Raw genomic sequence first — 15,164 nt, 5'->3', positions numbered from 1 at the left:
GGCATCCGGGCGGCGGACATCAAGGACCGTGGCATCCGGGCGGCGGACATCAAGGCGGCGGACATCAAGGCGGCGGACATCAAGGCGGCGGACATCAGGGCGGCGGACATCAAGGCGGCGGACATCAAGGCGGCGGACGTCCCGAGCAGAATTTTTCAGAATATGGATTTATAGATCAATATCAGCAAGACCATGAGCATCTCAGCCAAGAGTTGCAAGAACAAGAACGTCATGAGTTGGAATCACAAGAAATAGAACGTCAAGAGCTAGCACATCACGAAATAGAACATCAAGAGCAAGATTTTCAAAGACTAGGACAGTTAGAAGTAGAACTGCAAGAACAAGAGCTACAAGAACAAACACGTCCACAACAAGGACATCAAGGTCAAGGACATCAAGGTCAAGGACATCAAGGTCAAGGACAACAAGGTCAGGGACAACAAGGTCAAGGACATCAAGGTCAAGGACAACAAGGTCACGGGCATCAAGGTCACGGGCATCAAGGTCAAGGACACCACGGTCACGGGCATCCGGGTCATGGACATCCAGGACCATGGCATCCGGGACCATGGCATCATGGGCCTGGACCATTTCCAATACCCGTTCCAATACCAGTACCCCTACCTTATCCTCCAGGACAGCAGCCATACGTAACCGTCGTTATTAATGGGGGGAGATTGTTTCCAAATATTACAAGCGGATACACTGTAAGGTTCCGCCCTGGCTTAACAGTAGGCGGCGCACTCGCTGAAACTGGGGTTGTAACCTTCTCTCCTGCAGGAACAATCGCAACTGTTAATGGTGTGCCTATTGTCGGAAATATTAACTATCAGTTACAACTAAACGGACGGATTATTCCTTCAACTCTTCTCGGTTTCCCAATCCAACCTACAGATACCGTTTCTTTGGTGCTGGTTTAGTACCTATAGAAACCTATATACTCTTTCGCCTATTATTCAAAGCTTCGTACTTCCAGTAAACTCGAAATAGCAAAAAATGCCCAGAAGGTCAATGACCTGCTGGGCATTTTGCTATTTACTTATTACCTTTCCTTTTCCGGTAATCAGCTTTAGTTGATCATTTTCATATCCAACTTTATATTTCACTTGGTACTTACTTAATACATTTTCTCCATTCTTTCTTTCATCTACGGAGATAACTGCCGTCACAATAGCTTCCTCATCTTTGCTAGTGACATGCATATCATCAATTACGACATTTCGGGTAGTCAAGTAACCTTCTCGAAACTTCACGTAACTGGTACCTTCTTTCCAGGTTCCTCCAAGTAGTGAGTATGCATAAACATAATCGCTATTATTGAGACTGTCATAAAAGTGCGTAACTAAGTAACTAGCAAGTTTATCTATAGATGCTTCATCCTGTGATTGCTTCTCTCCATCTGTAACTGTAGGATCTTCCGTTAACAAAAGGTCAGGAAGCATTGTCATTGGCTTTTTTGACCATCCTTCAGCCATCCCAAGTACATTCGACAGAGGAATGCTGAAGCCAATTCCACCTTCCTCAACCCCCGCAGAGTTAATGCCTAGAACAGCGCCTGTTCTCATATCAACAAGTGGTCCTCCACTATTGCCAGGAGCAATATGTGCTGAAATTTGATATACGTCTTTATAGTTGTAGGAATCGATCTGAAAGCTTCGACCTACGCCGCTGATGATGCCTGTCGTCACGGTGTTCTGAAATCCGAGAGGACTGCCTACAGCCAATACGTCGTCACCAACCTCACCGTTTTCATACCGTACGAGTGTTAATGGCTCTTTTCCAGCAAGCTCTTTTACACGAACCACTGCTAAATCTACATCTGTACTAATACCGATGACTTCACCTTCAAGTTCGCGAGCATCAGCCATCTTTACTCGAACATTACGAACACCGTAGACTACATGAGCATTTGTAATAAGGTCGCCCTCACGGTTATATAGGAATCCTGACCCCTGTAAGCCTGTTTCGGTTTCTATCATAACAACTAACTTCTGTGTTTCAAAAATAACATCCTTCAACGATTTCTTAATTTCTCCGATAGCTAGCATTGGCTTACCATTTAATTGCTTTGGTATTTCTAAACGTATTGTAATGCTTACTAATACCCCTGCACAAAGAATAAGGATGGAACCCAAAATGCCAACCCACATTTGTTTTTTCATTCTATGCCCCCCTAGTCCAAGTACCATGTGGCATGATCTACAACAACGACGACATCCTTTGTATTTACACCATAAATCGTCGCAGTATAGCTCAATTGCTCACCTGGCTCGATATAATTAGGAGTTGCTGATGCAGATCCTTTACCGAAAACTTCGCCATCCATGCTTTGCACAGTAAATTCAACTTTTACTTCGTATATCGGTCTTGTTGCAGCATTTTTCATAACACCAACAATTGTTAAATCACCAAATTCATCTAATGTATGATCCGTGCTTACGACTTCTACGGCTGCAGTCTGATTAATTAAATCTTCTTCAGCTGCTCGCTGCATCGCTTGCTCAATCCTTTGCTGCTCCGCTTGTTCGTATCGCTTCTGTTCATCCTCGACACGCTTCATTAAAGAGGTTAGGTCAGCATCCCCTTTTACCAAAAAAAGTGACTCTTCTACGACGGACAACGCATCTGTGAAGTTTTTTCTCTTCAAGAGCCCTTCTACTTCTGCTAAAGTAAGTTTACGGATACCAACTAAAACTCGATCCTTTAATGCAATTGCTTCTTCACCAAACAATCCATTGACCACTTTTAGCATATCGGCATGTTCTTCCACTGTAACAAGTGTCTCAAGCTGTTTTTGTAATTGTTGAATCGTCATCTTCATCTGAAGCGCATCAAGTCTCTCCCTGAGTTTGTCATAGATCGGTTCCTTATGACCACTAAGCTCAGACCTAAGAAGATTAACTCCAGCTTCAGCGTCCTTAATTTTATTGTTAGACAGCTGCTTCTCCACATCATCAGCTATCAATTTCACCTCTATTACATGCTGAATAATATCTTTGTCGGCTTTAATAGGTGCAAAAGCAGGACGAACCTTAGCAGCCTTAGATAGTAGATCCAGCGCCTTCTTATATTCCCCGCCAAGTGCCGCAGTTTTTGCTTCCGTTTGAAGATTAAGTACATCTTCATTTATATTTTTTTCATATTGGAAATAGTAAAATACCGATGCCGTAACAATGAATGCTAGACAAAGTAAACTAATTGGCATGATCCAGTTTTTTTTCGATTGCATTGCTTCCGATTGGATTACGCTACCTTCCCCCGAAATAGCAATACGCTGAATATCGTTTCGCACACTAATTACTTCTAACGATGCAGCACCTTCCATTTGCTCGCCTGGCCAAATCGCATTTTCATCCACTTGCAGTATTTTATAAGAATGTAGCCTTCTGCCGCACTGACTGCAAAAAATTGCTTCATCCGAAAAATCTCTTACGCAATGATGGCAATACACTTACATTCAACTCCCAGCCTATGTTCTCTATCTCTATCTACTCTCTTTCTCTATTCTATAACAAATAGTAAAAAATCACCATTTCAAAATAGTGGGAAAATCAACTTGCAAGTTACCTTTTGTCTTACTGGCAAAATAAAAACAGCACAAGATAATCCTTGCGCTGTTAATTTTACGCAATGCTTTTTCATTGACCTGCATGGAGTATCCTATCCAATAAAATCGCTCAGTCATTACAATTCAAGTTTCTCAATCATTACAATCCGAGTCTCTCCATCATATACTTGCGAATATCCTCAGACAAATCATCTCGTTCCAATGCGAAATCGATTGTTGCCCGGACGAAGCCTAGCTTGTCCCCTACATCATGTCGACGTCCATCGAATCGAAAGGCTGTTAACGACGCCATCCGTCTCAATTCCTGCAAGCTATCTGTCAATTGAATTTCTCCGGCTTTGCCTGGTTTAGCCTTTTCGAGCAATCCGAATATAATCGGATCAAGTACATATCTGCCAACTACCGCATAATTGGATGGTGCTTCACCATGGGCTGGTTTCTCTACGATATTGCGTACAACGGATACCCGTTTCTCTTGTTCTATGTCAACAATTCCGTATTTATGTGTTTGATCCCAAGGAACTTCCATAACAGCAACAACCGAGGATTGACTTTCTTCATATATATCGATCATTTGCTTCAAGCATGGCGGTTCAGAGGTTAATATATCGTCGCCAAGCAACACTGCAAACGGCTCATCAGCAATAAAACGACGTGCGCATAATACTGCATGTCCAAGACCTAATGGTTCTTTCTGGCGCACATAATAAATATCCGCAAGTTGTGATATCTCCTTCACCACAGATAACAAAATCTCATTATTCCGTGCTTCAAGTTCAGCTTCCAACTCCACAGATTTGTCAAAATGATCTTCAATCGCTCGCTTATTTCTGCCGCTTACGATAACAATACTTTCAATGCCTGATTGCACTGCCTCTTCTACAATATATTGAATAGCCGGCTTATCGATAATTGGTAACATTTCTTTCGGTTGAGCTTTTGTCGCCGGAAGGAATCGTGTGCCTAGACCTCCTGCTGGTATAATGGCCTTTCGAATCTGGTTAGCCATAATCGATAAAGCTCCTCTCTCCCCAAGGCTGGGAGTCGCAATTTCCCTTTCACTATACCCTCTTTTATTATTGAATACTAATTAGAAAGTTATAATCTCAAGAAAAAATATTCTAGGTTATTTAAGAAAATGAATGTTAGATGAACTGTATTGACATTTGTTACAGTTTGTTATAATTTTAGATTAACATTCATCTATTACTTTACTTGACCGGAGGGTTATCCTATGGAAAAAACAATTATTATCGGAACTGGACCTGCTGGTCTTACTGCTGCTATTTACTTGGCCCGCGCTAACATGGAACCGCTAGTGATCGAAGGCTGGCAGCCTGGCGGACAACTTACTACAACAACTGAAGTTGAGAACTTCCCCGGTTTCCCTGAAGGCATTCTCGGAAGCGAGTTAATGTCCAATATGCGTAAACAAGCACAACGATTCGGTGCAACATTCAAAACAGGCTCTGTCAAAAGCATTGACTTCAGCAAGCGCCCTTACACACTTGAAGTTGAAGGACATGGTCAGTTGCAGGCTCAGTCAATCATTATCTCAACAGGTGCGTCCGCCAAATATTTAGGTATTCCGGGCGAACAAGAAAACATAGGTCGTGGTGTAAGCACATGCGCAACTTGTGATGGCTTCTTCTTCCGTGGCAAAAAAATTATCGTGATCGGCGGTGGTGATTCCGCTATGGAGGAAGCTGGCTTCCTTACACGTTTTGCTACTGAAGTTCGACTAGTGAATCGCCGTGATGAGCTTCGTGCCTCCAAAATTATGCAAGACCGTGCCCGCAGCAATGAAAAGGTTGCATGGAGCTTAAATCGTACACCTCTTGAAGTAGTTGCTGGGGACAATGGCCTTAAAGGTCTTCGTGTCCGTAATAACGAAACTGGTCAAGAAGAACTGCTTGAAGCCGACGGTGTCTTCGTTGCTATCGGTCATACACCGAACACTGGTTTCCTTGGTGGTCAAATTGATACTGATGAACAAGGTTATATCCTTGTTAAGCCAGGTACTACATCAACAAATATTCCAGGTGTGTTCGCTTGTGGTGACGTTCAAGATACTACTTATCGTCAAGCGATAACTGCTGCTGGCAGCGGCTGTATGGCAGCTCTAGATTGCGAACGTTACTTGGAGTCGCTTGAACATGAATTGCAGCACGCATAAAAATCAATCGTATAGATGCTCCATATAAGCAGTTATAGACAATAATCGTAAAAGGTATTCCCTCTGCGCAATTCAGCAGAGAGAGCACCTTTTTTTGTTGCAACAATCATGTATTCCATTATAGGACTACGTTAGAGCAGAATAATGAATCATGAAACTTCTTATCAGGAAGCATATCCTCGTATCTTAACTTAATGGAAGTTATTCACTTGACAAATGGACTTTGATTTATAATAATTATAAACAAGGAATTGATCTAAATATCAACGAATATATTTTGACCGTATTTCACACCTCTATTTGGAACAAACTAACACGAAGTTTGGAACTGTTTGCGGAAGTACGATACATCTCATAACTAATTAACCATTTTGAAAGGATGATAAACATGACTATTCAACAACATCTTAATCGTCAAATTGCCAACTGGAGCGTTCTCTACATTAAATTGCACAATTACCATTGGTATGTGAAGGGCTCCCAGTTTTTCACCTTGCATGAAAAGTTCCAACTATTTTACGAAGAGGCTGCCCTTAATGTAGATGAATTAGCTGAGCGTTTACTAGCTGTAAAAGGACAACCCCTTGCAAGAATGAGTGACTATTTAGAAGCTTCCAGCGTAAAAGAAGCAAACGGGCAAGAAACAGCTGTAGAAATGGTCGATCAGCTAATTGCTGACTACACGCTTATTATTGGTGAATTAAAGGAAGGTATGGAAGCAGCACAAGCTGTAGGTGACGAAACAACTGCTGATGCTTTTCTTGCCATCCATATAGCATTAGAAAAACATGTATGGATGTTAAGCGCATTTAACGGCAGATAATCCATTCCTGTCATTATTCATTGCTCCTTCGCAGCGCGTCGGCGGCTTTTAGCTTAAGCGCTGCGCGAGCGGGCAATATATTCAATATCATCGCCATTATCAGCAGGCCGCATATAATAGGAAGCAAAATCTCGAACGGATAGTGAAGCGACAACACTTCTCCACTTGGAATAGTTTCACTTTTGTCAGAATGTATCATTATATTAGCTCCACTCGAACCAACAGCCCATCCTACCAATATACCAAGTGCACTAATGATGAACCCTTCGATAAAGAACATCCAATACAATTGCTTACTGGATACGCCAACGCAGCGCATCATCGCAATTTGTTTTCCTCTTTCTTTCACCGCTCTATACTGAATAATAGCAAGTCCCATTAGACCGATCAGAGCTGAAAATAAGGTGAATCCAACAAACCCGATTCCGAGCTGCCTATTAATCATTTGTTCAGCACTATTGTTTATATAGGGAACAGAAAAATTCAATATGCCGTTAATGACAAACCGTTCTTCCAACTGAGTGGCAAGTAGTATATTTTTATAATCAAACCTAAAAAGCGCAAAACCCAGATCGGTCTGATTCAACCATTTAAAGCCATGTGGACGAAGCTCTTCTACAACCGTGGGATGCATATACGTTAAACCCCAAAAGTCTATTAAATGAGCTTTTGTTGTATCCGGTGCAATTCCAGCCACGACAAATGGAATCTCTCTCAATACTTTCCACTCACTTCCAATTTTTCGAGTGACTTTGTGCTCGTAGACCGGTAAAGTAATAGAATCTCCTGCAGTCACGCTAGTCACACTTTGGTCGGATGTTGATTCCTTCCAATAATAATGGGGCAAGATGATGTAGTTTTCACTGCTACCTACTGCTTTCCACGCTTCCTCATCCGTAGCAAACTGGGGGGATCGCTCTAATAAAGGTATCGTATCTCCCAAAAGCAACTCTTTTGTAACTGGAATAACCGACTGTGCGAGAGCATTCTCTTTAAAATTAATCATGAATGGTTCTACAAATAATACGCCTTTTGTATTCTTTTGAATAAAAGAATCATTGGCTACAACTTCTTCTATCTTTATCCGTTCATCAATTGTGCGGTATGCTGAGAATCCCCCATGTCCAATTACCCTCTGCTCCGTTTGTTCCACATCGCTAGTATTCATAATAAGCTGCGTTAGCACAGTAGTGAACGTAATCATCATCATTGCTAATGCAAATAGCAGACTGGCTGTATAAGTGCGATTTCTCGCTCCTCTCGGATATTTGATTGCTAACATAATGGAAAGTTGCGGAATTCTAATCAAAGAAAGCAGCCATCGAATAGGTCTGCTCGCTTTATCAAGCGCATATAAAGCAAACATCTGTACCGTTATACAGGTCGCTATCCAAGTCAATAAAATAATAGGCAATGATCCACCATTAACTTCAGGATAATCAATAAATGCAAAAACAACATGTACAACAGTCGAGAAAATGCCCAGCGCGATCCCTATCCTTTTTATTACACTGCGACGACCGGCCAGCCTCTCTTGATAATTAACATCTCCTCGGATAGCTGCGATAATGTTTGCTTTTCCTGCTCTGCGAGCCGCAATTATCGAAACAATGAATAGAAGAAACAAAATAATAGCAAATAGGAGTAAACTTCCACCAACTGAAAAATGAGGATGTATAGGAATATGTTCTCCTGTCATCCGTGCTAGCTCATCCTTATACGTACCATAAAATATTTTTACAAGGAGATAGCCAATTCCACTCCCTGCAAGCAGCCCACTCACCGTGCTAGTTATCGAAAGCAATAACGATTCTATCAAAAATATAGTGCCTATTTGCCCGCTCGATAAGCCAATTGCTTTCAAGATGCCATAGATCTCATTTCTTGTATTTGCGATCATAATCAGTACCTGTCGCATAAAAAGAATACTAGATACTACAGCAACTGCGCTTATAAAACTGAGGAACAGTGTCAGTTTCATTCCATCAGCCTTAGATTTATAAGCTGCCATTAAATACTCTGTACGAAATTTCACTTCGCCAGTCGGGAATATCGAGTGATCAGTTAGCAATGGATCTACCGTTCCGACTAATAGTGAAGGATAGAACGTTTTTTTGATGCTTGCTAACTCCCTTACCGTGTTCTCTGTTGCTATTATTGTACCGGCGAATGCGTTCGATTCACGAAATCCAGCCAGTCCTTTTTGCTTTATTATTTCTTTAATTCGCAATATCTTGCTGCCAATCTCCGTTGTTACTGTTACCGTTTCTCCTTCCTCCACCTTTAACAATTTAGCTATCTCTGTATTTATAATAAGCTCATTGTCTTCTAACCCGTTGCTCCATAACGTTGCTTTTTCATAGTCGAGTAAAGCAGCGTCATCCATCTGAAACCCAAGCATATTCAGTGACTTTAAAGCTTCTATCTCATCAACTGAAGCTGCTTGTGTAACAATAGACGCCTCCACTGAGACATAGGGCAGCAGTCGATACGATACTGCTGTTGTCGCTACATAATTACGTAAAATTGCTATCTCCTTCTCAGAAAAACCAGTAGACTGAGTTGATTCTGGTGTTAATCTCCAACTAATTGAACCAAGACGTGAATCAAGCCAATCTTCACTGCTTTGTTTGATTGAATTATAATTGACGAAGCTGATCGTAATTAACATCGCTCCAATCGCCCCAGCAAATACGGTCAGAAGCGTTTGCTTCCATTGCAACCGCAAATTTCTAATAGCCATCCGCCATATTAAACGGGAGCCTAACATTGCGCTGTCCCTCCATCACGAATAACACGTCCATTCTGCAAGCGAATCGTACGCATTGTACGACCAGCTACCATTGGATCATGCGTCACAATTACGACAGTTGTGCCATGATGTTGATTCAGCATTTCCAGCATCCCAATAATTTGCTCTGCCGTATCTGTATCGAGAGCACCAGTTGGTTCGTCAGCCCAAATGATGGCTGGCTTTCCGACAATCGCTCTTGCAATTGCTACTCGTTGGTTTTGCCCACCGGAAAGCTGTGAAGGATATCGATTGGCTTTTTCAATTAGCCCAACTTCTCTTAAGGCATCGAGCGCACGAACACGAGCCTTTTCTGGAGCTTGGTGAGCCGCTATCAAGGGTAGTGCCACATTTTCCCAAGCTGTAAGAACAGGAACCAAATGAAAGCTTTGAAATACAAATCCCATCTTCGTTAATCTGAGATTTGCAATTTCTTTGTCGTCCCATGTATGAATCGGTGCATCGCCAATCCATACTTCACCGCTGTCGATAGATTCTATTCCAGCCAATATATGAAGCAAAGTCGACTTCCCACAACCAGACGGACCAGTTATCGACACCATTTCCCCTTGTTCAATCGTAAATTGAACCTCTCGAAGTGCTTTTGTTGCCGCTTCTCCTTTCCCGTAGGTTTTCGATAAGCCTTTTACTGTTATTCGCATGAGCTGTTCACCTCTAGTTCTACTGGATAACTCTAATCTAGCAGAACGATATGGATTCTTAATGGAGCAAATATGCAAAACTTGTGCAGATTTATCGTTCGTGCATAATAGGAATAATTACCTGAAAAGTCGTTCCTGTATTTATAACACTATCCACACTTACAGTACCACCATGTACTGTAACAATCTCCTTCACAATAGCAAGTCCGAGACCAAGACCTGCTGCTCGGCCTTTTCGAGTACCATTCACTTTCCCTCGATAAAATCGTTCAAACACTTTCGCAAGATCTTCTTCCTCGATCCCCCATCCATCATCAACTACTAAAAACTCCGCATTATTATGTTCATTGAGCCTAACAGTGACACTTACGAAACTCCGAGTATAATGGAAGGCATTCCCTATCAAGTTGATAAGAACACCCTTTATTCGATTCCTATCCGCATATAGTCGAACTTGAGGAAAGCTCGTCCATTCCGTTCGAATGTTACGTTCCTCCCCCTCCACTGATAATATTTCCAACACCTCTTCAGCCAACTCAGACAACGAAAACCAACTTTTGAACAATGGAAGGTTGCCACTTTCAGCTAATGACAACTCCTGTAAATCATGTACAAGCCGAGTTAGTCGAAGGGTCTCATCATGCAAGGTTAGCATCTTCGTCATGGAAAGCGGCATTTCAAGCCCAATTGCACTATCTAGTTGTGTTCTCATAATGGCAATTGGCGTTCGAAGTTCATGAGCAATATCTGCAACCATTGTTTGTCGTACCGTTTCCAACTTCTCTATTTTGCTAGCCATTTCTCTTATTTTGGCTATTACCGCAGCATGTGCAGATTGAGCCCGTTCTTGCATTGTCGCTAATTGAGTAATAGACATACTTCCAACTTCTATTTCAGAAAGATGCGAAAGGTTCTCCGTTTGATTCATTTCTCGCAATAAAGAAAGTGAAGTTATATACTGCTGCTTTGCACTATTTTTTCTATTACGTGATATTAACCACAGCACTATTAAATAAATGAAAGCTCCGGTCGCAACAGAAGCATAGATTATAGAATCGATAGAGCGTTCTAAACGAACCTCCGTATATCCAATAACGGCTTCTTGTGACAAAACAGCTATTTTTCGCGTTTTAGAGGACCCTTCATTTTCTTTAGTGGATGCAATTAAATCCTCTCCCATTTCTCCACGATAGAAATAAAGAGATAATGAAGGATCACCTGCATACATATAACGATCTCGTTCCAGTTGCTCAGTAAATCCATCCCAGTTTCCATTAGCTTCTACATATAGCTTCGCATAACCATTCCAGAACAGCTCGGCGCGTATCAACTCCCTCTGCACCGACTGCTGCTGCCAATACTGGATGCCGAAAAAAACAAAAAAGGATGAAGCCACACTGACGACAATAAGCAACGAATGTTTAGAAAAAGTAATAGACGCTCCTTCTTTCTTCTTCTTCTGAGTAACAATGGGAACCATCGTCATACCTCCTCGGTAAATCGATAGCCTACTCCGTACACTGTATGTATATATGGTCGCTCTGATTGTTGATCCTCTAGCTTCCTTCTCAAGTTACGAATATGTGAATCCATTGTCCGCTCATAACCCAAAAAGCCCTCTCCAAGCGCTTCATCCATTAAATGTGTACGTGAAAACACACGTCCCGGGTGTGAAGCAAGCTTCCATAGCAGTAGAAACTCCGTACGTGTAAGGTCAATTCGGACTCCGCTCTTTTCCACTGTGAACTTTATCTTATCTAGCCTAAGAGTTCCCCTCGTTATGCAATCAGCTTGTCTCTGCTCTGGTGTTACCGGTTCATGCTTCGTCACTCTACGCATAACTGCCTTAATGCGAGCACTTAATTCTCGAAGACCAAACGGCTTTGTCAAATAATCATCCGCTCCCAACTCCAATGCCAACACTTTATCAAACTCGTCACCTCTAGCTGTTACCATAATAATAGGTAACTGCCATGTTTTTTCGTTATATTTGCATATATCAATACCGCTAACTTTATCTCCCAACATCCAATCCACAAGCAGAAGGTCAGGTCGAGAGCGCTCGATTAATGCTTCTGCTTCTTCGAATGTCGAAGCTCCCAGCACATTAATAGACTCCCTGCACAAATAATCTGCACACTCTGTTAGCAAAGCGGACTCATCTTCAACCCATACAATGACCAACAATCGAACCCCCTTTTATCGAACAGGTAAATTATTACACACTTCATGTAAGCTGTCATTATCTTCAACTCTGTATAGTGGTTTAAGTAAGTTACAGCAAAATAATAAAAAGGCCGTATGAGATTGTTGCTCTCGATACGACCTTTTTGTACTTCATTTATAATTGCTATCTATTATTAAGAAACTGTGCGTCATTGTTTTTACACTAGCTTCACATTACAACTTCCTAGCTTCTGCTCGCCCCAATAGGCTTCTAGTAAATCGCCATCTTCAAGCGCAGCTACGCCTGCTGGGGTACCTGTGAATATAATATCGCCAGGTCCAAGACCATAGTTTGCTTCGATATGATTCACAAGCTCAGTAACGCCAAACAACATATCCTTCGAGCAACCAATTTGAGCAGTTTCACCATTTCGTCTGAGTGAAAATTCTACACTAGCAAGCTCTGCTTCACCAGGAAAAGGTATCCATGTTCCTAGCGGTGCAGACTGCTTAAACCCCTTAGCTGGTAACCATGGCTGCCCCTTAGCCTTCAACTTCGATTGTACATCTCGGAGTGTAAGATCAAGTCCAAGTGTAATAGCATCAATGCAATCATTGATTGGCGCTCCAGGCTTATAAGAATCACTAATTTTAAGTACGATCTCCAGTTCAAAATGCACTTCGCCTACAGTTCCGGGCAATGTAATCACACCACCAGCCATCTCCGTTATTGAATGCGAAGGCTTCGTGAATACTAATGGTTCCTCAGGTACTTCATTTCCTAATTCAAGTGCGTGCAAGCGATAGTTGCGTCCAATGCAATAAATATTTACTACATCACGATTATTGAACATGTATGGGAGACCGCCTTTACTGTTTTTTTGCTTACGTGTAGATTAAGCGATATTTGTATTATCCTTGTTTTTGGGCAGCGATGCGCTCTGCAAGTTCATTAAGCTCAGTCCAGCGCTCCATAAGTGACTCCAACTTTTCTTCCTGCTCCTGCTGTTTGATTGAAAGTTCTTGGAGCTTAGCAGAATCGCTGCTTGCTGCTTCCATTGCGCTAGAAATAGCGCTAAGCTCATCCTCAGCTTTCGCAATCCAACCATCAATTTCATCAAAATCCTTTTGTTCCTTATAGGACATTTTCAGCAATCTTTCTTTAGCCTGCGGCTTCACTTCAGCAGAGACAGCACCCTTGTTTGCATGAGTGACAGCATTGGCAGTTGCGGCAGATGCAGCTTTTTCCTTCTTCTCCGTAGCAGCCTGATAATCGGAATAGTTACCCGTATGATGGGTAATAACGCTGTCACCTTCGAAAGCGATGATCTTCTCAACCGTTCGATCTAAGAAGTAGCGGTCATGGGAAACAACAAACACTACCCCTGGAAAATCGTCTAAATAATCTTCAAGTACTGTAAGAGTTGCAATATCGAGATCATTCGTAGGCTCATCCAAAAGCAACACGTTAGGCGCATTCATTAAAACTCTTAGCAATTGCAATCTTCTTTTCTCTCCACCAGATAGCTTAGCTATAGGCGTCCATTGCATCGTTGGCGAGAATAGGAATCTCTCTAACATTTGACCAGCAGATATTAACGAACCATCCGCCGTCTTCACTTGTTCGGCTCCTTCGCGAATATACTCGATGACACGAAGTGATTCATTCATCTCTTCCCGCTCCTGCGAGAACCAGCCTAACTTAACTGTCGGACCAATATCTACTGTTCCTCCATCAGGAGTTAACTTCCCTGCAATTAGATGAAGAAGTGTTGACTTACCACTGCCGTTACGCCCAACGATGCCCACCCGATCCTCTGGAACAGCAATGTAGCTGAAATTGTGAATGAGTGTCCGATCTCCGTAGCTCTTAGAAATCTCTTCCACTTCCACAATCTTTTTGCCCAGTCTCGACGAAGCGACGGACAAATCCAGCTTGCCGTCAGTACCTTTAGGACCTGCTGCCTTAAGCGCTTCGAAGCGGTCGATACGAGCTTTCTGTTTCGTCGTTCTCGCTTTTGCCCCACGTCTTATCCAAGCCAACTCTGTACGAAGCAAGTTTTGACGCTTCGACTCTGTCGCTGACTCCCGTTCTTCGCGTTCAAGCTTTAATTCTATGAATCGGCTATAATTTGCTTGATAGAAATGGGCTTGTCCACGGTCCAGTTCGATAATACGGTTACTTACACGATCTAGGAAGTAACGATCATGCGTAATCATGAGCAATGCTCCACGTCGCTTCTGCAACATACCTTCTAGCCATGCAACCGAATCATTATCGATATGGTTCGTAGGCTCGTCCAATATAAGTACATCTGATGGTAAAAGCAGTGCCGCTGCCATCGCAACACGTTTACGTTGTCCACCAGACAACGTATCAACCTTCGCCTCATACTCATAGATCCCAAGCTTCGATAATGCAGTCTTCGCTTCGTTCTCCAATTGCCAAGCATCAAACTCATCCATAAGCTGATTCGCTTTAATAAGTTCTGTTTGCGCTTGCTCGCTCGTTGGGTTCAGCTCGATAGCTTCCATCGCAGCCGCATATGCTTGTACAGCTCTGAGCTGCGGTGAATTTCCTCCTAGTACATGCTCAAGCGCAGTCTCATTCGGCTGGAAAGTCGGGTCCTGTGCCAGCATGCGCACAATGACTCGTCCACCTATCGAAATTGTACCTGAATCAGCTTGCTCCATGCCCGCGATAACTTTTAGAAAAGTCGACTTTCCTGTACCGTTAACGCCGATAATACCAATCTTGTCACCGTCTTCTAAACCGAAGGTAACATCTTCAAACAACATCTTTTCGCCATAGCTTTTTGTTATATGTTCAACCGATAATAAGTGCATCGTCCAGACCTACTTTTGTTATAAGATAGTGCCGCTTGCACGGCCATCTTTATCATAGCATAGAACGGTTTGCTTCCGCACGACGTTGCCATAATGAAGAGGCCACTCCATACCGATATAAATATCAAAGA

Annotated in this window: 11 protein-coding genes and 1 pseudogene; 3 read left to right on the top strand and 9 right to left on the bottom strand. The window is 42.4% G+C overall.

Features of this window, described 5'->3' with window-relative positions; translation table 11 throughout:
• Positions 1-920, top strand: a pseudogene (locus MFF31_RS13195) (hypothetical protein); the annotation flags it as partial.
• 111 nt (positions 921-1,031) lie between these two features.
• Here the strand turns inward: MFF31_RS13195 and MFF31_RS13190 are convergent.
• The 3 genes from MFF31_RS13190 to galU form a co-directional block, all read right to left on the bottom strand.
• Entirely contained in the window at positions 1,032-2,162 is a 1,131-nt protein-coding gene (locus tag MFF31_RS13190; protein WP_238188423.1) for a S1C family serine protease, read from the bottom strand.
• Between the two features lie 11 nt (positions 2,163-2,173).
• Positions 2,174-3,358: an FxLYD domain-containing protein gene (locus tag MFF31_RS13185; RefSeq protein WP_248565480.1), complete on the bottom strand. Its 1,185-nt coding sequence runs from the start codon at positions 3,356-3,358 to the stop codon at positions 2,174-2,176.
• Positions 3,359-3,707: 349 nt separating this feature from the next.
• Positions 3,708-4,577, bottom strand: a complete 870-nt coding sequence (gene galU / locus MFF31_RS13180; RefSeq protein ID WP_238188421.1) for a UTP--glucose-1-phosphate uridylyltransferase GalU — start codon at positions 4,575-4,577, stop codon at positions 3,708-3,710.
• Between the two features lie 225 nt (positions 4,578-4,802).
• Between galU and trxB the strand changes: the two genes are divergently transcribed.
• Both trxB and MFF31_RS13170 read left to right on the top strand, forming a co-directional pair.
• Positions 4,803-5,744: a thioredoxin-disulfide reductase gene (trxB, locus tag MFF31_RS13175; RefSeq protein ID WP_238188420.1), complete on the top strand. Its 942-nt coding sequence runs from the start codon at positions 4,803-4,805 to the stop codon at positions 5,742-5,744.
• A 388-nt stretch (positions 5,745-6,132) separates the two neighbouring features.
• Positions 6,133-6,567 carry a Dps family protein gene (locus tag MFF31_RS13170; RefSeq protein ID WP_238188419.1) on the top strand — a complete coding sequence of 145 codons (435 nt, stop codon included), beginning with the start codon at positions 6,133-6,135 and terminating at the stop codon, positions 6,565-6,567.
• Between the two features lie 13 nt (positions 6,568-6,580).
• On the opposite strand, the gene MFF31_RS13165 is transcribed toward MFF31_RS13170, so the two are convergent.
• The 6 genes from MFF31_RS13165 to MFF31_RS13140 form a co-directional block, all read right to left on the bottom strand.
• Positions 6,581-9,337, bottom strand: a complete 2,757-nt coding sequence (locus MFF31_RS13165; RefSeq protein ID WP_238188418.1) for an ABC transporter permease — start codon at positions 9,335-9,337, stop codon at positions 6,581-6,583.
• A complete protein-coding gene (locus MFF31_RS13160; protein WP_238188417.1) occupies positions 9,331-10,020 on the bottom strand; it encodes an ABC transporter ATP-binding protein in 690 nt (229 codons plus the stop codon). Before MFF31_RS13160 ends, MFF31_RS13165 begins: the two co-directional genes overlap by 7 nt.
• A 91-nt stretch (positions 10,021-10,111) precedes the next feature.
• Entirely contained in the window at positions 10,112-11,500 is a 1,389-nt protein-coding gene (locus tag MFF31_RS13155) for a sensor histidine kinase (RefSeq protein WP_238188416.1), read from the bottom strand.
• A gap of 2 nt (positions 11,501-11,502) precedes the next feature.
• On the bottom strand, positions 11,503-12,204 hold the full coding sequence (locus MFF31_RS13150) for a winged helix-turn-helix domain-containing protein (protein WP_238188415.1): 702 nt from the start codon (positions 12,202-12,204) through the stop codon (positions 11,503-11,505).
• Positions 12,205-12,404: 200 nt separating this feature from the next.
• Entirely contained in the window at positions 12,405-13,040 is a 636-nt protein-coding gene (locus tag MFF31_RS13145) for a fumarylacetoacetate hydrolase family protein (protein WP_238188414.1), read from the bottom strand.
• Between the two features lie 58 nt (positions 13,041-13,098).
• A complete protein-coding gene (locus tag MFF31_RS13140) occupies positions 13,099-15,033 on the bottom strand; it encodes an ABC-F family ATP-binding cassette domain-containing protein (RefSeq protein WP_238188413.1) in 1,935 nt (644 codons plus the stop codon).
• Positions 15,034-15,164 lie beyond the last annotated feature (131 nt).

It is taken from the genome of Paenibacillus sp. L3-i20, assembly GCF_022180385.2.
Classification (GTDB): Bacteria; Bacillota; Bacilli; order Paenibacillales; family Paenibacillaceae; genus Pristimantibacillus.
The sequence above is the reverse complement of the archived record's forward strand: the minus strand, read 5'-3'. Positions and strand labels throughout refer to the sequence as shown.